The sequence below is a fragment of the Streptomyces sp. V4I2 genome (assembly GCF_030817655.1).
Lineage (GTDB): Bacteria > Actinomycetota > Actinomycetes > Streptomycetales > Streptomycetaceae > Streptomyces > Streptomyces plumbiresistens.
Genome location: NZ_JAUSZM010000003.1, coordinates 6,474,919 through 6,494,475, shown reverse-complemented (window position 1 = coordinate 6,494,475; position 19,557 = coordinate 6,474,919). Strand labels below are relative to the sequence as shown.

The 19,557-nt window shown below is 68.6% G+C and carries 20 protein-coding genes; 7 read left to right on the top strand and 13 right to left on the bottom strand.

Annotated elements, in window-relative coordinates; translation table 11 throughout:
* Positions 1-79 precede the first annotated feature (79 nt).
* Complete coding sequence (locus QFZ76_RS30930; protein ID WP_307676761.1) at positions 80-2,956, top strand: hypothetical protein; 2,877 nt, start codon at positions 80-82, stop codon at positions 2,954-2,956.
* An 11-nt stretch (positions 2,957-2,967) separates the two neighbouring features.
* The gene (locus QFZ76_RS30925) at positions 2,968-3,819 is read left to right on the top strand and encodes an immunity 49 family protein (RefSeq protein WP_307676760.1); all 852 of its coding nucleotides are present in this window, start codon (positions 2,968-2,970) and stop codon (positions 3,817-3,819) included.
* On the opposite strand, the gene QFZ76_RS30920 is transcribed toward QFZ76_RS30925, so the two are convergent.
* Positions 3,765-4,145 carry an ATP-binding protein gene (locus tag QFZ76_RS30920; protein WP_307676759.1) on the bottom strand — a complete coding sequence of 127 codons (381 nt, stop codon included), beginning with the start codon at positions 4,143-4,145 and terminating at the stop codon, positions 3,765-3,767. The genes QFZ76_RS30925 and QFZ76_RS30920 overlap by 55 nt on opposite strands.
* 222 nt (positions 4,146-4,367) lie before the next feature.
* Between QFZ76_RS30920 and QFZ76_RS30915 the strand changes: the two genes are divergently transcribed.
* Together QFZ76_RS30915 and QFZ76_RS30910 are read left to right on the top strand one after the other, a co-directional pair.
* Positions 4,368-5,219 (top strand): helix-turn-helix transcriptional regulator, encoded by an 852-nt coding sequence (locus tag QFZ76_RS30915; RefSeq protein WP_307676758.1) that lies wholly within the window; start codon positions 4,368-4,370, stop codon positions 5,217-5,219.
* A 7-nt stretch (positions 5,220-5,226) separates the two neighbouring features.
* Positions 5,227-5,448 (top strand): DUF397 domain-containing protein, encoded by a 222-nt coding sequence (locus QFZ76_RS30910; protein ID WP_307676757.1) that lies wholly within the window; start codon positions 5,227-5,229, stop codon positions 5,446-5,448.
* Here QFZ76_RS30910 and glmS read toward each other — a convergent pair.
* From glmS to QFZ76_RS30895, 3 genes are all read right to left on the bottom strand, one after another.
* Positions 5,409-7,256 carry a glutamine--fructose-6-phosphate transaminase (isomerizing) gene (gene glmS / locus QFZ76_RS30905; RefSeq protein WP_307676756.1) on the bottom strand — a complete coding sequence of 616 codons (1,848 nt, stop codon included), beginning with the start codon at positions 7,254-7,256 and terminating at the stop codon, positions 5,409-5,411. The two genes, QFZ76_RS30910 and glmS, sit on opposite strands and share 40 nt — an antisense overlap.
* A 91-nt stretch (positions 7,257-7,347) precedes the next feature.
* Positions 7,348-8,157, bottom strand: a complete 810-nt coding sequence (locus QFZ76_RS30900; RefSeq protein ID WP_307676755.1) for an ABC transporter permease — start codon at positions 8,155-8,157, stop codon at positions 7,348-7,350.
* Positions 8,154-9,161 carry an ATP-binding cassette domain-containing protein gene (locus tag QFZ76_RS30895; RefSeq protein WP_307676754.1) on the bottom strand — a complete coding sequence of 336 codons (1,008 nt, stop codon included), beginning with the start codon at positions 9,159-9,161 and terminating at the stop codon, positions 8,154-8,156. The genes QFZ76_RS30900 and QFZ76_RS30895 overlap by 4 nt, the downstream gene beginning before the upstream one ends.
* A 181-nt stretch (positions 9,162-9,342) precedes the next feature.
* Here QFZ76_RS30895 and coaA point away from each other — a divergent pair, with 181 nt between their 5' ends.
* Both coaA and QFZ76_RS30885 read left to right on the top strand, forming a co-directional pair.
* Positions 9,343-10,311 (top strand): type I pantothenate kinase, encoded by a 969-nt coding sequence (gene coaA / locus QFZ76_RS30890; protein ID WP_266434987.1) that lies wholly within the window; start codon positions 9,343-9,345, stop codon positions 10,309-10,311.
* Positions 10,312-10,342: 31 nt separating this feature from the next.
* Entirely contained in the window at positions 10,343-11,278 is a 936-nt protein-coding gene (locus QFZ76_RS30885) for a DUF389 domain-containing protein (protein WP_307676753.1), read from the top strand.
* Between the two features lie 147 nt (positions 11,279-11,425).
* Here the strand turns inward: QFZ76_RS30885 and glmM are convergent, their stop codons facing one another.
* The 3 genes from glmM to rplM all read right to left on the bottom strand — a co-directional run bounded on the left by glmM (position 11,426) and on the right by rplM (position 13,985).
* The gene (glmM, locus tag QFZ76_RS30880; RefSeq protein ID WP_307676752.1) at positions 11,426-12,784 is read right to left on the bottom strand and encodes a phosphoglucosamine mutase; all 1,359 of its coding nucleotides are present in this window, start codon (positions 12,782-12,784) and stop codon (positions 11,426-11,428) included.
* A 188-nt stretch (positions 12,785-12,972) separates the two neighbouring features.
* Complete coding sequence (rpsI, locus tag QFZ76_RS30875) at positions 12,973-13,500, bottom strand: 30S ribosomal protein S9 (protein WP_266434993.1); 528 nt, start codon at positions 13,498-13,500, stop codon at positions 12,973-12,975.
* 41 nt (positions 13,501-13,541) lie between these two features.
* Positions 13,542-13,985 (bottom strand): 50S ribosomal protein L13, encoded by a 444-nt coding sequence (rplM, locus tag QFZ76_RS30870; protein WP_266434995.1) that lies wholly within the window; start codon positions 13,983-13,985, stop codon positions 13,542-13,544.
* A gap of 625 nt (positions 13,986-14,610) precedes the next feature.
* Here rplM and QFZ76_RS30865 point away from each other — a divergent pair.
* Positions 14,611-15,495: a hypothetical protein gene (locus tag QFZ76_RS30865; protein ID WP_307676751.1), complete on the top strand. Its 885-nt coding sequence runs from the start codon at positions 14,611-14,613 to the stop codon at positions 15,493-15,495.
* 123 nt (positions 15,496-15,618) lie between these two features.
* Here the strand turns inward: QFZ76_RS30865 and truA are convergent, their stop codons facing one another.
* The 6 genes from truA to rpmJ form a co-directional block, all read right to left on the bottom strand.
* A complete protein-coding gene (gene truA / locus QFZ76_RS30860; RefSeq protein WP_307676750.1) occupies positions 15,619-16,482 on the bottom strand; it encodes a tRNA pseudouridine(38-40) synthase TruA in 864 nt (287 codons plus the stop codon).
* A 90-nt stretch (positions 16,483-16,572) separates the two neighbouring features.
* A complete protein-coding gene (gene rplQ / locus QFZ76_RS30855; protein WP_307676749.1) occupies positions 16,573-17,100 on the bottom strand; it encodes a 50S ribosomal protein L17 in 528 nt (175 codons plus the stop codon).
* Between the two features lie 116 nt (positions 17,101-17,216).
* Positions 17,217-18,239, bottom strand: coding sequence for a DNA-directed RNA polymerase subunit alpha (locus QFZ76_RS30850; RefSeq protein WP_019055532.1), 1,023 nt, complete (start codon positions 18,237-18,239; stop codon positions 17,217-17,219).
* 140 nt (positions 18,240-18,379) lie between these two features.
* Positions 18,380-18,784: a 30S ribosomal protein S11 gene (rpsK, locus tag QFZ76_RS30845; RefSeq protein WP_003956432.1), complete on the bottom strand. Its 405-nt coding sequence runs from the start codon at positions 18,782-18,784 to the stop codon at positions 18,380-18,382.
* 66 nt (positions 18,785-18,850) lie between these two features.
* Positions 18,851-19,231: a 30S ribosomal protein S13 gene (rpsM, locus tag QFZ76_RS30840; RefSeq protein ID WP_266435005.1), complete on the bottom strand. Its 381-nt coding sequence runs from the start codon at positions 19,229-19,231 to the stop codon at positions 18,851-18,853.
* A gap of 209 nt (positions 19,232-19,440) precedes the next feature.
* Positions 19,441-19,554, bottom strand: a complete 114-nt coding sequence (gene rpmJ / locus QFZ76_RS30835) for a 50S ribosomal protein L36 (RefSeq protein WP_003998809.1) — start codon at positions 19,552-19,554, stop codon at positions 19,441-19,443.
* Between the last annotated feature and the right edge of the window lie 3 nt (positions 19,555-19,557).

Genomic DNA, 19,557 nt, shown 5'->3' with positions numbered 1-19,557 from the left:
GCATTGCGGACGCGATACGTCCATTGATACAGATGCTCAAGTCGACGACGTCTGGGATTAACGGGGGGCGAGGGCCGGCGTGCTCAAACCGGGGGAGATACCGCAGTTCACTGGCAATCTGCCGCAGCTGGAGACCGACTACGCGGAGCTGAAGAAGGACGCGGGCAACGTCCGCAAGACCGGCGGGGACGTGCACTCCCAGTTCCAGGGCCTGTCGGCGTACTACACCGCCCCGGAGGCGGAGCAGCTCTTCGCGACGACGAAGCCGGTGCAGGACCGGTCGGACGCGTTCGCCGACGACCTGGAGACGGTGTCCTCCGCCCTGTCGTCGTACGCCACCGAGATCCGGCCTCTCGTCGACAAGCTGGAGCAACTGAAGACCCAGGCCACGACGTTCGTCGACTCCGTCAAGGACGACGACGAGTGGGAGTACGACGGCGACAAGGTCGAGGAGCACAACCAGCTCCGGGACGACATCACCGCGACGGTGGCGGCGTTCTGGGCTGCCGAGCGGAACGCCCACAACAAGATCACCGCGTTGTGGGGCGGCACCCAGATGGTCGCCGGTGACGGCTCCGAGCGCACGGACCAGTACGGGTTCAACGCCGAGGACATGAAGAACGCCCAGGTGCCGTGGGGCGATCCGGTCGAGGAGAAGCATCACTGGTACGAGGTCGGCCACTGGGTGAAGTCCTTTGTGTGGGACGGCCTGATCGTGGACGGCATCTGGGGCACCATCAAGGGCCTGGGCACGCTGGTGGGCTTCGGCGGCTGGGACGCGATGGGCCAGGCCTGGAAGGGCCTCGCTCAGCTCGCGACCGGTCTGGTGATCTCCTCGATCCCGGGTGCGGGCGCGCTGTTCTGGACGCTTCCGGACGACAAGCTGCCGTCGTGGATCCGTGATTCGCGCACCGCGATGAAGGAGACGGGCAAGGCGCTGGTGGCGTGGGACGAGTGGGGGAAGAACCCCGGTCGTGCGGCCGGTGCGGTCACCTTCAACGTGCTGACGACCGTGTTCACGGGCGGCGCCGGTGCCGGTGTGTCGGGCGCGGGCAAGGCGGGCGCGGTCGCGAAGGTGCTGTCGGCGGCGGGCAAGGCGGGGAAGGTCATCGACCCGATGACCTACATCGCCAAGGGCGCCGGCGCGGGCCTGTCGAAGATCGGCGACATCAGCGCGGCGTTGAAGGGTGTCGGCAACATCGACATCCCCGCCCTCCCGGAGAACGCGATCACCCTCCCCGAGGGCGCGCTCAGGCTCCCGGACGGCACGGTGCGACTCCCCGAGGGCGCCGCCATCCCGGAGGGCGCGACCCGGCTCCCGGACGGCAACGTCAAACTCCCGGACGACACCCCGGTCCTGCCGGCGGGCGCGGAGCGGCTGAACACGCCCGAGGGCGAGCCGATGCTGTTCGCCGACCGCGACGGCAACATCCTGGACGAGCGCGGCAACATCCAGCTGGACGCCAAGGCGCCCGGCCCGACGGACATCGTCGACCGACCGGCTTCCGGCGACCCGGCCCCGACCGCGGGCGCGGACGTCCCGCGCGTGGACTCCCCGGTCAGGGAACCGGCCCTGGTCGGCGCCGCCACCAACGCCGCCGAAGGGGCCGGCCAGCACATCCGCCTGGGCAACAGCCTCGACACCAACCTCGGCGACGTCGGCCGCGTGGGCGACGACCTGCCCACGGGCCGCCCGGACACCACCCCGGACACCACTCCGGGCGGCACGGCGGGCCAGACGCCCGGCGGCACCGCGGGCGACAACATGCCCAGGAACGACCTGAACGACCCGCTCCGCCAAGGCAACGGGGACACTCCGTCCACGGGCAACAGCCACCCGGACACCACCCCGTCGTCCGCCGCCGACAACGCAGGCGGCGCCAACCACGCGGACGGTCCGGGCTCGGGCGGCACCCACACCGACGGCCCGGGCACCGGCGGCGGCCCTCTCGATCCCCCGTCGACGGGCGGCGTCCACCCCGGCGGCCTGGACGACGCGGCCCGTGGCGCGGACGACGCGGCGCGGCAGACGGACGACGCGGCCCAGCGCGCGGAGTACGAGGCCGCCCGCGAGAAGCCGGCCGACGAGCGGACGCCGGCCGAGCGAGCGGCCATCAGCGACGAGCACGTCCGGCTGGCCAACGAGGATCCGGCCTGGCGCGCACAGCACTACGACAAGTGGGGGCCCGGCTACCGCAACAGTGCCGAGGCCATGGTGGACGGCCAGCTCCTGCCGAAGCTCGTCGAGAAGCCGGGCGGCGGCTGGATGGCCGCCGACAACCTGCCGTACGCGAACTCGGAGCGGTTCCACCTCAATCCCCTGGAGCGGGGCCGGGACACCGTCGCCCCCAATGAGCTCAACCACCTCGACGACGTCTCGGCCAGGCGCGTGGCAGGCATGGACCTGTCCAACGCCGAGCGGGCCTACCTGGCCAATCCGACCGATGACACCGCGAGGGCACTCGCCGACGCGCAGGACCACTTCCACGCGACGGTCGGTGAGGGCGTCTCCAACAACAGCAAGCTCGGCGAGGCCCTCGGCGAGGAGGCCGCACGCCGGCACATGCTCCAGCAGCAGGAGTTCGCGGGAGCCCGCGAGGTCACCGACCTTCCGCAGACGGCCAACGGCTCGAAGAGGTTCGACCAGCTCTGGCGCGACAAGGACGGCAACCTCATCATCGTCGAGGCCAAGGGCCCCAACGCCAGGCTGGACTGGCGCCAGGGCAACGGTGCGCAGGACAGCGGCACCATGGTGAAGCAGGGCACCATCGAGTACGTCCGCACGATCCTGGCCGACATGGACGAGCGGGCCGTCTTCTCGCCGAAGGACGCCCAGTACGCCAAGGAGATCCGCACGGCCATCGACAACAAAACCCTGCAGTACGTGCTCGTCCAGGCCACCGAAAACACCGGTAAGTATGCTGGTGCCGAGCTCAAGCACCTCAAGCTCTTCTAAGGAGAAATGCGTTGGTCTCGATCATTTCCCGCCCTCCCCTGCCCACGGGGAACGCGGAAGAGGGCCTCGCCATGCTCCAGGAGAACGCTCAGGAGCTGATCGACGGTCTGGAAGAACGCTCCACGCGCCTGGGCGACACCCAGCGCATCACGCTCACCCTGGCCCAGTCGCGCTGCCTGGTGGACCCGCGGGCGTCGATCTTCCCCACGTGGGACGCCTGGGTCAACGCGATGCAGGTCAGCTCCGCCGTGTTCGCCGCCGCGACCACGACCGAGGACCAGGTCCAGTGCCGCATCGCGCACAAGGACCGCACCCTCCAGGCCACCGGCCCGCAGTGGTACGTGACTCCGGGCGCCTGGATCAGCGCCTTCTACCTGGCCGTGGTGTGCCGGGAGCGGGACAGGATCACGGCCCTGTGCAACGTACCCATGGCCCTGCTCCGGGAGAACGGCGCGCAGTTCGAGGAGTACCACTACGCCTGGATCGACACCCTCCAGACGTACTGGCTCGGGGGCCCCGACCTCGGCCCGAAGCTCGTCGCCGCGGTCGACGGCACCGAACCGGAAGCCGTCGCCGACCCGGAGACCGTGGGCAAGCTGCTGTACCCGCCGATGGAGATGTTCCACCGCTTCATCCGCAAGGACAACGCCGGTTTCAACCGCGCGCTGACCAGGGCCCTCGAACTGCACAAGGACTACTGGACCGAGGAGAGCCGGGCCTTCCAGGCCTCGGGCCTCGTCGCTCTCGCCCCGCTCGCCATCGCCTGCATGGCGCACGACGCGGGCATCCCCCTCGAGGTCGAGTCCGACTACCTGCCCGCGACGCTCCTGGGCCGCAACTGGTGCGGAGAGTTCCCCACGTAAGCAGTGGCCGCGGCAAGCTCGCACCACACGAACTTGCCGCGGTTGCCCTGCCTGGCCAGCGGATGCCACCCCCACAGGTCGGCGTCCCACGCCCCGATCCGCAACACCCCCGCCGACCAGCACACCCTGAGGGCGGCCGGCCCCTTGGTATGCCGTACGGCATTGGAGACCAACTCGGCGGCGAGGAGTTCGGCGACGTCGACGAGGCCGATCAGTCCGTGCATGGTGAGGATCAGGCGGAGGGTGCGGCGGCTGACGGTGACCGCGCGCAGGTCGTTCGGGATGTAGAGGCAGTACTCCCACGGTTCGGCTTCGTTTTCGGGCATGGGTGAACTCCGTTCGTGTGATGGGGAGTTGAAGACGCCGGGCGGTGGCAGTGCCGCGGCCGCCATGGCAGGACGGGGCGGTGCGCTTCCGGTACCCCGGGGTTTCGCAGCGTGTGCGTCGCATCACCGACGGTAGGTCTAACCGTTTAGGGTTTGCAAGCCAGTCGCTTAAAGTAGCCCCCGAACGAGTCGCGCGTGCAGGCGTGTTGGGAGGAGCGGACAATGGCATTGAGGCGCGAGCCAACGGCACGTCAGATGCGCTTGGCGGTCGAGCTCCGGAAACTGCGTGACGCGGCGGGGCTCACGACCCGTGACGCGGCGGCACTGCTCGGGGTGAGCTCCGCGCAGATCAGCCAGATCGAGGCCGGGCTCGCGGGTGTGAGCGAGAAGCGGTTGCGCCGCCTCGCAGCCAACTACGCCTGTTCAGATGCCGAATTGATCGATGCCCTGGTGACCATGGCGACCGACCGAACCCGGGGCTGGTGGGAGGAGTATCGGGGCGTGCTCCCCTCCGCCTATCAGGATCTCGCCGAGCTTGATCACCACGCCACCTCTCGTCACGACGTGACGGTGATTCACGTGCCGGGACTCTTTCAGACGGCGGACTACGCGCGGGCCCTCTTCGCTTACATGAACCCGGAGTTCCCCGAAGGCGAGGTCGAGCTCCGGGTGGAACACCGGATGAAACGGAAGGTGGTCATCGAAGGCCCCGATCCCATCCCGTACGAGACCGTGATCCACGAAGCCGCACTCCGAATCAGGGTGGCCGGACGCACCGCCTCGCAGGCCCAACTGGCTCGCATCCTGGAAATGTCCGAGGCTGATCACGTCACCGTTCAGGTCATCCCCTTCGCACTGGACGACTTCGCCGGAGCCGGTAGCACCCTCGTACACCTCGGCGGAACGGTCCCCCGCCTGGACACCGTGGTGCGCGACGCTCCGCACGGCACGGCCTTCCTCGACTCCGAGGCCCAACTGGAGCACTTTCGAACGCTCTTCCGTAGGGTGAAGGAAGCGTCACTCCCCCCGGAGCAGTCACGCGACCTCATCCACCAGTTGGCCAAGGAACTGTGAGGACGACATGACCACCCCCACCCACTGGAAGAAGTCCTCCTACTCCGGTGGAGGTGAGGGCAACGACTGCGTCGAGATCGCAAACTCCCCCACCCACATAGCCGTCCGCGACTCAAAGGCCCCGGCCAGGACACCCCTCACCATCCCGACCGGAGCCTTCACCACCTTTATCGAGGCACTCAAGCCGCCCTACTCCACCGTCACCGACTTCGCCAGGTTCCGAGGCTGATCCACGTCGTTGCCCCGAGCCGTGGCCAACTCACAGGCGAACACCTGCAAGGGCACGGTCGCCACCAACGGCTGAAGCAGCGTCGGCGTAGCCGGAATCCGGATCAGGTGATCGGCGTACGGCACGACCGCCTCGTCCCCCTCCTCCGCGATGACGATCGTCCGCGCACCCCGCGCCCGGATCTCCTGGATGTTGGACACGATCTTGTCGTGCAGTACGGACCGCCCCCGAGGCGACGGCACAACGACCACCACGGGCATGTCGTCCTCGATCAAGGCGATCGGCCCGTGCTTCAACTCACCCGCGGCGAAGCCCTCGGCGTGCATGTAGGCGAGTTCCTTGAGTTTCAACGCACCTTCGAGCGCCACGGGATACCCCACATGCCGTCCGAGGAACAGCACCGTCCCCTTCCCCGCCAAGGACCGCGCCAGCGCCCGCACCGGCTCCATGGTCTCCAGCACGCGGTCGACCTCACCGGAGATGTGCGACAGGTCGCGAATCACGGCGCTGATCTCGTCGCCCCACTTGGTGCCGCGCACCTGCCCCAGATACAGCGCGACGAGATAACACGCCACGAGCTGCGTCAGGAACGCCTTGGTGGAAGCAACGGCGACCTCCGGCCCCGCATGCGTGTACAGCACGGCATCCGACTCGCGCGGGATCGTCGACCCGTTGGTGTTGCAGATGGCCAGCACCTTGGAGCCCTGCTCGCGGGCGTGCCGTAGGGCCATCAAGGTGTCCATGGTCTCGCCGGACTGAGAGATGGCGATGACCAACGACCGGGCATCCAGAATCGGATCCCGGTACCGGAACTCGCTCGCGAGCTCGACCTCGCACGGAATCCGCGTCCAGTGCTCGATGGCGTACTTGGCGATCATCCCGGCGTGGAAGGCCGTGCCGCACGCGACGATGACGACCTTGTCCACCTCCCGCAGCTCACCGGCGGAGATACGGACCTCGTCCAGTGCCAGCGAGCCGGACGCGTCGATGCGGCCCAGCAGCGTGTCGGCGACGGCCTTGGGCTGCTCGGCGATCTCCTTGAGCATGAAGTAGTCGTAGCCGCCCTTCTCGGCGGCCGAGGCGTCCCAGTCGACGTGATACGAGCGCACGTCCGCCGGGCGGCCGTCGAAGCCCGTCACCGTCACCCCGTCCCGCCGCAGCTCCACCACCTGGTCCTGGCCCAGTTCGATCGCCGAGCGCGTGTGGGCGATGAACGCGGCGACGTCCGAGGCGAGAAAGGCCTCGCCGTCTCCGACGCCCACCACGAGCGGCGAGTTCCGCCGCGCCCCCACCACCACACCAGGCTCGTCCGCATGCACCGCGACCAGCGTGAACGCGCCCTCCAGCCGCCGGCACACCAGCCGCATCGACTCCGCCAGGTCGGAGGTCACGGAGAACTCCTCGGCGAGCAGATGGGCGACGACCTCGGTGTCGGTCTCGGAGCCCAGCGAATGCCCCCGCTCCTCCAACTCGGCCCGCAGGGCGGCGAAGTTCTCGATGATCCCGTTGTGCACGACCGCGACCCGCCCCGCGTTGTCGAGGTGCGGATGGGCGTTCGCGTCCGTCGGTCCCCCGTGCGTGGCCCATCGCGTGTGCCCGATGCCCGTCACACCGGTCGGCAGCGGCCGGTTGACCAGTTCCTTCTCCAGGTTGAGCAGCTTCCCGGCCTTCTTGGCCGCCGCCAGCCCGCCGTCCGCGAGCACGGCGACGCCTGCCGAGTCGTACCCCCGGTACTCCAGTCGCTTCAGTCCGGCCATCACGACATCAAGCGCCGACTGCGACCCCACGTATCCCACGATTCCGCACATGGACCGCAGCCTAGAGGCCGACAGCCGCCGGAACTCGGTACCTCCTGCCCGAAATCGGAAATTCTCAGCGGGTTACAGACCCTCCGGGAGCTCATACCTTCGCCCGGTAGGCCCTCATCGCCAGCGGGTAGAACACGAGCGCGATTCCTGCCGCCCACACCAGCGACCACAGCACCGGCTCCGCCACCGGCCCGCCGAGCAGCAGCCCGCGGAAGGCGTCGGACAGATGGGTGACCGGGTTGACGTCGCTCCACGCCTGGAGCCAGCCGGGCATGGTGTCCACGACGACGAACGCGCTGCTGGTGAACGTGATCGGGAAGATGAGCGTGAACGCGAACGCCTGCACCTTCTCCGCGTCGCCGGCGAGCATCCCGATCAGCACCGCGCTCCACGACACGGCCGCGGCGAACACCACCACCAGCAGCGTGCCGAGCAGGAAGCCGTCGAGCCCGCCCGTGATCCGGAAGCCGAGCAGCAGACCGAGCCCGATCATCAGCAGCAGGGCCCACACATGCTTGGCCAGGTCCGCGGTGATCCGCCCGATCAGCGGCGCGGACCGCGCTATCGGGAGGCTGCGCAGCCGGTCGAAGACGCCCTTGGTGAGGTCCGTGTTGAGCGCCATAGCCGTGTACATGGTCATGAACAGGGTGTTCTGCACGATGATCCCGGGCAGCGCGTACTTCAGATACGCCTCGGGCGATCCGGCCATCTGCCCGCCCAGCACGTACGTGAAGAGGAACACGAACATGATCGGCGTGATGCTGTAGTCGACCAGTTCGAGCGGGTTGTGTTTGACAGCGACCAGGCTGCGCCAGGCCATGGTGAAGGTCTGCCGCAGTCCGTCGAGGGGCCGCACACGGCCGGATTCGGTGACCGGCGCCGTGATGGTGGTGGCGGTCATGACCGGCTCACCGCCTTCTCCCTCTCGCTGTCGTCCCGGACGGCCGCGCCGCCGTTGCCCTCCGGCCCGCCGGGTTCGGCGCGATGGCCGGTCAGGGCCATGAAGACCTCGTCGAGCGAGGAGCGGCGCAGGGCCAGCTCGCCCACCGCGATGCCCTCCCGGTCGAGCGTGCGCACGACGGCCGGCATCAGCTCGGGGTCCTTCACCGGCGCCGTGATGGTCTCGCCCTCTATCTGGGCCTGCGGACCGGCCGCCTGGGCGACGAGCGCGTGCACCCGCGTGAGGTCCTGCGCCAGCACCGGCCGCAGTTGCAGCACCTGGCCGCCGACCTGCGACTTCAGCTGGTCCGGCGTGCCCTCGGCGATCACCCGGCCCTTGTCGATCACCACGATGTCGTCGGCGAGGACATCGGCCTCGTTCAGATACTGCGTGGTCAGCAAGGCCGTCGCGCCGTCCGCGACCAGGCCGCGCAGCATCTTCCACAGCTCACCGCGACTGTGCGGGTCCAGGCCGGTGGTCGGCTCGTCGAGGAAGAGGATGCTGGGCCGGCCCACGAGGCTGGCCGCCAGGTCCAGGCGCCTGCGCATGCCCCCGGAGAAGGTCTTCACGGCCCGCCCGGCCGCGTCCGTCAGCTGAAAGCGCTCCAGCAGCTCACCCGCCCGCGCTTTGGCCTCCCGCCGCGGCAGACCGAGCAACCGGCCGATGAGCAGCAGGTTCTCCGTGCCGGTCAGGTTCTCGTCCACCGCCGCGTACTGCCCGGTCAGCCCGATCATGGAGCGCACGACCCCGGCCTCCCGGACCACGTCGTGCCCGGCCACCTGGGCCCGGCCCGCGTCGGGCCTGAGCAGCGTCGCGAAGATCCGCACCGCGGTCGTCTTCCCCGCGCCGTTGGGACCCAGCAGCCCGAGCACCGAGCCCTTGCGGGCTCCCAGGTCGACGCCGGCCAGCGCCTCTGTCTCCTTGAACCGCTTGACCAGGCCTTCCGCCTCAATCGCATACGTCATGGGTCACCCCTCGGGGTTCGTGGACCCCGGCCTGGGCCCACCTCTCCCACAACTGTGACGCACGGCACTGACATTCCCCGTCTTGCCCGGGTTCGCCCCGAATCCTGATGCGTGACGGACCCCACCCCGCCATCCGTTCGTACTGCCGTAACAATGGACTGTGATCTCTCCGGTCTCCCCGATGCCCCGGAGCGCCCACCGGCACAGGCCGGAGGCGACTCCCTACGTCGACCTCACCCGAGCCGAGTGGAGTGCGCTGCGCGAGAAGACGCCGCTGCCGCTCACCGCCGAGGAGGTCGAGAAGCTGCGCGGCCTCGGCGACGTCATCGACCTCGACGAGGTGCGGGACATCTACCTCCCGCTGTCCCGGCTCCTGAACCTCTACATCGGGGCCACCGACGGCCTGCGCGGTGCCCTGAACACCTTCCTCGGCGAACAGGGCTCCCAGTCCGGCACCCCGTTCGTCATAGGGGTCGCCGGCTCGGTCGCCGTGGGAAAGTCCACGGTCGCCCGCCTCCTCCAGGCCCTGCTCTCGCGCTGGCCCGAGCACCCGCGCGTCGAACTAGTCACCACCGACGGCTTCCTGTTGCCCACCAAGGAGCTCCAGGCCCGCGGCCTCATGTCGCGGAAAGGTTTCCCCGAGTCGTACGACCGCCGCGCCCTGACCCGTTTCGTCGCCGACATCAAGGCGGGCAAGGACGAGGTGACGGCCCCGGTCTACTCCCACCTCATCTACGACATCGTCCCGGACCAGCGGCTCACGGTCCGCCGCCCCGACATCCTGATCGTCGAGGGCCTGAACGTCCTCCAGCCCGCCCTGCCCGGCAAGGACGGCCGCACCCGGGTCGGTCTCGCCGACTACTTCGACTTCAGCGTGTACGTCGACGCCCGCGCCGAGGACATCGAGCGCTGGTACCTCAACCGCTTCAAGAAGCTGCGCGCGACCGCCTTCCAGAACCCCTCCTCGTACTTCCGCAAGTACACCCAGGTGTCCGAGGAGGAGGCCCTCGACTACGCCCGCACGACCTGGCGGACCATCAACCGTCCGAACCTGATCGAGAACGTGGCCCCGACCCGCGGCCGCGCCACCCTCATCATCCGCAAGGGCCCGGACCACAAGGTCCAGCGCCTGAGCCTGCGCAAGCTGTGACGCCGTAACCAGGGCCTGTTAGAAAGACCCCATGCTGCATCTGCGTCTGATCACCCCATCCGGCAAGACCGACGAAGTGGTGCGCCTGATCGAGAAGACGGTCGGCACCGCGCACCTCGTCGTCATGCCGGGCGCCGCCCGCGACCCGGCCGGAGACGTGGTGATGTGCGACGTGGCCCGCGAGGCGGGAGACGAACTCCTCACCGGTCTCCAGAGGTTGGGCCTCGAGGACTGCGGCTCCATCGCCGTCGAGAACATCGACCTGTCCCTGTCCAAGCGCGCCGACCGGGCCGAGGAGGACGCACCCGGCGAGGGCGCGGACGCGGTCCTGTGGGACCACCTGACGGACGCGACGCACGAGGAGTCGACCCTCTCCGTCACCTACCTCGCGTTCATCACGCTCGCCACGATGATCGCGGCCTGCGGTGTGGTCCTGGACAACGCGATCCTGATCGTCGGCGCGATGGCGGTCGGCCCGGAGTTCGGCCCGCTGGCCGGTATCTGCACGGCCGCGGTACAGCGCGCGCCACGCCTGGCACTGCGTTCGTTGATCGCCCTGCTGGTGGGGTTCGCGGTGGCGATGGCGGTGACGGTCGGCTTCAGCCTCTTCATGGACGCCGTCGGCCTGTTCACCAAGGACCTGTTGGAGGCCGACCGCCCCAACACCGGCTTCATCTACGCCCCGGACTGGTTCTCGTTCGTCGTGGCCGTCCTCGCCGGAGCCGCCGGCACCCTCTCCCTGACGTCCGCCAAGTCCGGCGCCCTTGTTGGCGTAGCCATCTCGGTGACGACGGTCCCCGCAGCCGCCAACGCGGCCGTCGCCCTGATCTACAGCGACACCAACCAGGCCTGGCGCTCCTCGGAACAGCTCCTGCTGAACCTCTTGGGCATCATCCTGGCCGGCACCCTGACCCTCATGCTCCAGAAGTGGCTCTGGTCGACCCAGCGCAAACGAACGGCACTCTGAAACACCGGAGTTGAGCTACGCCCCTCAGGGGCGCGGGGCTCTGTCCATATGCGGCTCCGCCGCGTGGGCGCGACCAGCCACGACGCAGCCGCAGCCGCAGCCGCAGCCCGCAAAGCACAGACCCCCCCACCCCGAACCCGGAAAGACCTACCCCAGCGCCGACTTCACCGCATCGGCCAACCGCCCGGCCACAGACCGAGCCTGATCAATATCAGCCGCCTCGACCATCACCCGAACCAACGGCTCGGTCCCGGAAGGCCGCAGCAACACCCGCCCCGTAGCCCCGAGCTCCCGCTCCGCGTCAGCAACAGCCGTCGTCAACTCCGCGGACGTACCGACCCGGGACCGATCAACATCCGGCACATTGATCAGCACCTGCGGCAACCGCTCCATCACAGCCGCCAGCTCCCGCAACGACCGCCCGCTCTCCGCGACCCGCGCGGCCAGCAGCAGCCCGGTCAGCGTGCCGTCCCCGGTGGTCGCGTGATCGAGGATGATCACGTGCCCGGACTGCTCGCCTCCCAGCGCGTACCCGTGCTCCTTCATCTCCTCGAGCACATACCGGTCACCCACCGCCGTCTGGACGAGCTTCAGCCCCTCCCGCTCCAGCGCCAGCTTGAACCCGAGGTTCGACATGACCGTCGCGACAACGGTGCCGGAGCGCAGTGCGGAACGCTCCCGCATCGCAAGCGCGAGTACGGCCATGATCTGGTCGCCGTCCACCTCCTCACCGGTGTGGTCGACGGCGAGGCACCGGTCCGCGTCCCCGTCGTGCGCGATGCCGAACGCGGCACCGTGTTCGAGGACCGCGGCCTTGAGGAGGCCGAGGTGGGTGGAGCCACAGCCCTCGTTGATGTTGAGCCCGGTCGGATCGGCACCGATGGTGATGACCTCGGCGCCGGCCCGGGTGAACGCCTCGGGCGAGACCTGGGCGGCCGCGCCGTGCGCCTCGTCGAGGACGATCTTCAGCCCGTCGAGCCGGTTCGGGAGAACGCCGACGAGGTGGGAGACGTACTTCTCGGCCCCTTCGTCATACGTCCGCACGCGCCCCACGCCCGAGCCCGTCGGCCGGTCCCAGGGGGCGCCGGTGCGGTGCTCCTCGTAGACGGCCTCGATCCGCTCCTCCAGCTCGTCGTCGAGCTTGTGCCCGCCGCGGGCGAGGAACTTCACGCCGTTGTCGGGCATGGCGTTGTGGCTGGCGGAGAGCATGACACCGAGGTCGGCGCCGAGGTCGGCCGTGAGGTAGGCGACCGCCGGAGTGGGCAGCACGCCCACCTTCAGGACGTCGACGCCCGCGCTGGCGAGGCCCGCGACCACCGCGGCCTCCAGGAACTCCCCGGACGCGCGCGGGTCCCGTCCGACCACGGCCGTCGGCCGATGGCCCTCGAAGGTTCCCGCCTCGGCCAGTACGTGCGCCGCGGCCACGGAGAGGCCGAGCGCCATCTCGGCCGTCAGATCCGCGTTGGCGACACCGCGCACGCCGTCCGTGCCGAAGAGTCGTCCCACTTGTCCTCCTGGATAAAGCGTCACTTTCGGAGATCACGCGATCACACAAGCCCTTGAACGTCTTGTGCCGTTATACGCCCATGACTGTGATAAAACGAACGCCCCGACGGCACTGTGGCGTGCCGCCGGGGCGTTCGGACGTACTGCGTACTGCTGGTAGTACCGCGAGTACGAGCAGGCAGCGAAGCTTAACGCTTGCTGTACTGCGGGGCCTTGCGGGCCTTCTTGAGACCGGCCTTCTTGCGCTCGACCGCACGGTCGTCGCGACGGAGGAACCCGGCCTTCTTGAGGGCGCCGCGGTTGTTGTCCACGTCGGCCTCGTTCAGCGCGCGGGCGACACCGAGACGGAGCGCACCGGCCTGACCGGAGACACCGCCACCCGCGATGCGGGCGATGACGTCGTAGCGGCCTTCGAGCTCGAGCACCTTGAAGGGCTCGTTGACTTCCTGCTGGTGCACCTTGTTGGGGAAGTAGTCCTCAAGGGTGCGACCGTTGATCTTCCACTTGCCGGAGCCCGGGACGATCCGGACGCGGGCGATGGCGTTCTTGCGACGGCCCAGGCCGGCGGCCGGCTGCGGGTCGCCGAAGCGGCCTGCGAGGGACTCCGAGGTGTACTCACCCTCGACGGGGACCTCGGACTCGGTGGTGTAGCTGTCAATGTCGACGAGCTCGGTCTCGGTCTCTTCGACCGGCTGCTCAACGGTGGTCTCGGCCACGATTCTCCTCAGATTCTGTTCGGTCTTAGGGGTGGCCGGACTTACTGCGCGACCTGGGTGATCTCGAACGGCACCGGCTGCTGGGCGGCGTGCGGGTGCTGGTCACCCTTGTAGACCTTCAGCTTCGAGAGCATCTGACGGCCCAGAGTGTTCTTGGGGAGCATGCCCTTGATGGCCTTCTCGACGGCCTTCTCGGGGTTCTTGTCGAGCAGCTCGTCGTAACGGACGGAGCGCAGACCACCCGGGTAGCCCGAGTGGCGGTAGGCCATCTTCTGGGTCCGCTTGTTGCCGGAGAGGTGCACCTTGTCGGCGTTGATGATGATGACGAAGTCACCGGTGTCGACGTGAGGGGCGTAGATCGGCTTGTGCTTGCCCCGCAGAAGCGTGGCGGCGGTGGTGGCGAGACGACCCAGGACAACGTCCTGAGCGTCGATGACGTGCCACTGGCGCGTCACATCGCCGGGCTTGGGGCTGTACGTACGCACGGTTCGTAGCCTTCGCTTCGAGTGAATGGTCCTAAACAAGGTCACCGAAACGATCACGACAGCCTGGGCCCACGGCGGCGACGCATACCGCGTGCGTGGGGTCGCTGGTCATCGGCCCGGTGGACCGGTGTAAGGGCCCGTCCCGTGAGAATGAGCAAGCCAATACACAACGAAGAAGCAGGATACCTGCGCTGGCCCGTACGGGTCAAAACGAGGCGACTGCAGCCGTCCGAACCGATTCTACCCGCCCCGCACACCGCCGGATCCTCCCGTGGGACACCACGGTGATCACCGGTGCACACAACGTGACAACAGCCGCAGGCGCCGTCCAGTCTGACAGGAGGAGCAGGCCATGGAGACGCAGGGCACAGACCCGGTCGCCGTCCAGGTGCGCGCGGACCGGACGACGACGGCGTCGTCCGGTCCGCCGTCCGAGGTCAGCCGTACCGTAGGCGTCGCGAGGGCGCCCGGTATCGCCGCCGACCCACCCACACCTGCCGGGTCACCCTTCGCACCAACCACCCGGAGATGTCGCCTTTGTGCTCGCTCACCGAGCGAACGCCAGGTGTTCCAGAGCCCCTTGAGGCGGACCGGCACACCGCTTCCGCCGTCTAAGATGCGGCTCATGAGCTATGGGCAGCAGGGGGGACCCCAGTCCCAGTGGGATCCCTGGACACCGCAATCCCAGCAGCCGTGGAACGGCGGCGACTCCGGCGGCGCCCCGGACTGGGCCGCGCTCGCCGAGGCCTCCGAGACGCGCGCCAAGCGGCGCCGGCTGCTGTTCATCGGTGGCGGCGCACTGGCCACGCTGGCGATCGGCACGGCCGTGGCGATGGCCGTGGTGTCGGCGGACGGCGACCCCGAGGGATCGGGCCGGCCGTCCACTCTCCCCAACAGTGCGGACATTCCGAGCGGGACGGGGACCGCGGAGCCGTCGTTCGAGCCGACCAGCGCCCCGCCGCCGCTGGACCCGAAGGAGTTCGTGTCCAGCAAGAACAAGGACACGGCCCCGATCGGCCCGAACATCCTGTTCCCGGGCACGCAGCTGACCATGGGCACGACCGTCTACAAGAAGGGCGCGACGGCCGACACCAAGAGCTGCGCCGCGGCGGCCAAGGGCACCCTCGTGAAGGTCCTCAACGACAACGACTGCACCCGCCTGATGCGCGTCACCTACACCAAGGACGGCGTCGCGGTCACGGTCGGCGTGGCGGTCTTCGACACCGAGGCACAGGCAGTCAAGGCCAAGAAGGACGCCGACACCAAGAGCATCGTCGCGTCCCTGGCCGGCGACGGCGTCAAGGAGTTCTGCAACTCCGCGGTCTGCCGCTCGACCACCAACTCCTACGGCCGCTACGCCTACTTCACGATCGCCGGCTTCACCAACGGCAAGGACGTGACGACGAAGGACACCGCCGTCTTCACCACCGGCGACGACCTCGGCGAGTTCACGTTCCGCCAGATCCGGCGACGCGGCGAGGCCCAGGCGTCGGCGGCGGCCAACGAGTGACGAGACCTGCCCGGACCTCGGCTCGACCCCGTCACCGTCACCGTCACCGGGATTCCCAGGAGACGTTCAGGGCGGGTGCGGTGCGTTCCGGCTGACGCCCGGCCGCCCCGCGCGGCCGGAGTACTAGCCGCAGCACCCGCCCCCCGACGGCAGAGACCGCCGGTTCCGCGCCTCCAGGTTCCGCGCGGCCAGCAACTCGTCGGCCGGATAGCCGACTTCCTCCAGCGTCAGCCCGTGCGGCCGTACGACGTGCACGGCGGAGTCCCGTACGCCGGCGGCGAGCACCTTGCCCGGCCAGTCGGGCGGACGGTGTCCGTCCCCCACGAACAGCAGCGCACCGATCAGCGACCGCACCATGTTGTGGCAGAAGGCGTCGGCGCGGACCGTGGCGGTGATGATCCCGTCGTCCCCTCGCTCCAGGCTCAGCTGCTGGAGCGTACGAATGGTGGTCGCGCCCTCGCGCTTCTTGCAGTAGGCGGCGAAGTCGTGCTCCCCGAGGAGCCGCCCCGCGGCCTCGTTCATCGCGTCGACGTCGAGGGGCCAGTCGTGCCAGAGCACATGGCTCCGCAGCAGGGGGTCGACGCCGCCGGGGTTGTCGGTCACGCGATAGGCGTACCGCCGCCAGACCGCGGAGAAGCGGGCGTTGAAGCCGCTGGGTGCCTCCCGCAGGGCCCACACCCGTACGTCCTTGGACAGCCGCCCGGCGAGCCGCTTGAGCAGCTTCCCGTGCTGCTCGGCCCAGACTTCCCGAGGCAGATCGACATGGGCGACCTGGCCCCTGGCATGCACCCCGGCGTCGGTCCGCCCGGCCACGGTCAGCTCGTACGTCGTCTCCCGCGACCGCGTCACCGTCCGCAGGGCATCCTCGATCTCCCCCTGCACGGTCCGCCGTCCCCCGGCCTGCTTGGCCCACCCGGAGAACGCGGTCCCGTCGTACGAGAGGTCCAAACGCACCCGTACGAACCCGGGCTGTACTTCGTCACTCACCCCTAGATCCTCTCAGCGCTGCATCGCTTTCAAAAACGTGAAAGCGGGCCCGCCCCAAGGGGGCAGACCCGCTCCATGCGAGGTTCAACCTCAGGCGTCCTTGGACTCCTCGGCCGGAGCCGCGTCCTCGACAGCCTCGTCGGCCTTGGTCACGTCGACCTTGGTCTCCTCGGCGGCCGGAGCCTCGGTGACAGCCTCGGCGTCCTTGGCGGCACGCTGGGTGGCGGCCTCGGCCTCGCCGGTCGCCTGCTGCGCGACCGTCAGCGCCTCGACCAGCTCGATGACAGCCATGGGCGCGTTGTCGCCACGGCGGTTACCGATCTTGGTGATGCGGGTGTAGCCACCCGGGCGGTTCTCGTAGCGCGGGCCGATCTCGGTGAAGAGCGTGTGCACGATGCTCTTGTCCGTGATCACCTGGAGCACCTGACGGCGGTTGTGAAGGTCGCCCTTCTTCGCCTTGGTGACCAGCCGCTCGGCGTACGGACGCAGCTTGCGCGCCTTCGCCTCGGTGGTGGTGATACGGCCGTGCTCGAACAGCGACTTCGCGAGGTTCGCGAGAAGCAGCTTCTCGTGCGCGGCACTGCCGCCCATACGGGCACCCTTGGTGGGCTTCGGCATGGTGTTTCTCCTAGGTGTCTGCCCCGGCCGTATCAGGTACCGGGGTCAGTATCCGAGCGGGCGGTCGCCCGTCGAAGATCCGGGGGCCTCAGCGAGACCCCCGGAGGTGGTGCCGATCAGTACTGCTCGGTCTCCACGAAGCCCGCGTCCACGTCGTCGTCGGCGCCGAAGGCGTCGGCGGCGGCGGTCGGGTCGAATCCGGGCGGGCTGTCCTTCAGGGCCAGGCCCATGCCGGCCAGCTTCGCCTTGACCTCGTCGATCGACTTCGCACCGAAGTTGCGGATGTCGAGCAGGTCGGCCTCGGAACGCGCCACGAGCTCACCCACGGAGTGGATGCCCTCGCGCTTGAGGCAGTTGTACGAACGGACGGTGAGCTCGAGCTCCTCGATCGGCAGGGCGAGATCAGCGGCAAGGGCGGCGTCCGTGGGGGACGGGCCCATGTCGATGCCCTCGGCGTCGATGTTGAGCTCACGGGCCAGACCGAACAGCTCGACCAGGGTCTTGCCGGCCGACGCCATGGCGTCACGCGGACGCATGGCCTGCTTGGTCTCGACGTCGACGATCAGCTTGTCGAAGTCGGTGCGCTGCTCGACACGGGTCGCCTCGACCTTGTAGGTGACCTTGAGAACCGGCGAGTAGATCGAGTCGACCGGGATACGCCCGATCTCCTGACCGACCTGCTTGTTCTGCACGGCGGAGACGTAACCGCGGCCACGCTCGACCGTCAGTTCCATCTCCAGCTTGCCCTTGCCGTTGAGCGTGGCGAGGACGAGGTCGGGGTTGTGCACCTCGACACCGGCCGGGGGCGCGATGTCGGCGGCGGTGACCAGACCCGGACCCTGCTTGCGCAGGTACATCACGACCGGCTCGTCGTGCTCCGAGGAGACGACCAGCTGCTTGATGTTGAGGATCAGGTCGGTGACGTCCTCCTTGACGCCCGGCACGGTGGTGAACTCGTGCAGAACGCCGTCGATACGGATGGACGTGACCGCCGCACCCGGGATCGAGGAGAGGAGCGTACGACGCAGGGAGTTGCCGAGGGTGTAGCCGAAGCCCGGCTCCAGCGGCTCGATCACGAACCGGGAGCGGAACTCGTCGACGACCTCTTCGGTCAAGGACGGACGCTGAGCAATCAGCATGTGGTGATCCTTCGGTCATGGGCGCCCGCTATTTGACGCCCTACCCACCGGGCGGTAGCCCGATGTTGTTACTTCTGCAAGGGTACGGGCGGCACGCCTCCGAAGAGCCGTACCGCCCGCAACCTCAAGACAACCGAGCCTCAGACGCGGCGGCGCTTGGGCGGACGGCAGCCGTTGTGCGGGGTGGGGGTGACGTCCTGGATGGAGCCGACCTCGAGGCCAGTGGCCTGGAGGGAGCGGATCGCGGTCTCGCGACCGGAGCCCGGGCCCTTCACGAAGACGTCGACCTTGCGCATGCCGTGCTCCTGCGCGCGACGGGCGGCCGACTCGGCGGCCATCTGCGCGGCGAAGGGCGTCGACTTGCGCGAGCCCTTGAAGCCGACGTGGCCGGCGGAGGCCCAGGAGATCACGTTGCCCGAGGGGTCCGTGATCGAGACGATCGTGTTGTTGAACGTGCTCTTGATGTGCGCGTGGCCGTGAGCGACGTTCTTCTTTTCCTTGCGGCGCACCTTCTTGGCAGCGCCCTGACGACCCTTGGGGGGCATCTATAACTCCTACGGGAGGTGGTCGGTCCTACAGCGAAGACCGCTTGTTCAAGCGTCCGCTGAGGACTACTTCTTGCCCGGCTTCTTCTTACCGGCGATGGCGCGACGCGGGCCCTTGCGGGTGCGGGCGTTCGTGCTGGTGCGCTGACCGCGGACAGGCAGACCGCGACGGTGACGGAGACCCTGGTAGCAGCCGATCTCCACCTTGCGGCGGATGTCGGCCTGGACCTCGCGACGGAGGTCACCCTCGGTCTTGATGTTGTTGTCGACGTACTCGCGGATCGCGACCAGCTCCTCCTCGGAGAGGTCGCGAACCCGGGTGTTCGGGTTGATGCCGGTCTCGGCCAGCGTGAGCTGGGAAAGGGTCCGGCCGATGCCGAACACGTAGGTCAGGGCGACCTCCACACGCTTTTCGCGCGGGATGTCAACACCGGAAACGCGTGCCATTCAATGGCTCCAGTTGATCTTCGGAGGTCTTCCACAGAACCGACCCCCAGCCGCCGGCCTCTTTTGTTTCAAAGATTAGGTACGAACTGGGTCCCCGGCCTCCGAACCGGGGGTGTCAGGCGATCGCTCGCGATGCCTGGGTCCTGCGTATGAACATGTTCAGCTCGCGTCGCGCGAAGTTCTGCGGTGAGCAGAGGGTGGGTCGTGCGTCAGCCCTGGCGCTGCTTGTGGCGCGGGTTCTCGCAGATGACCATGACCCGACCGTGACGGCGGATCACCCTGCACTTGTCGCAGATCTTCTTGACGCTCGGCTTGACCTTCATGGG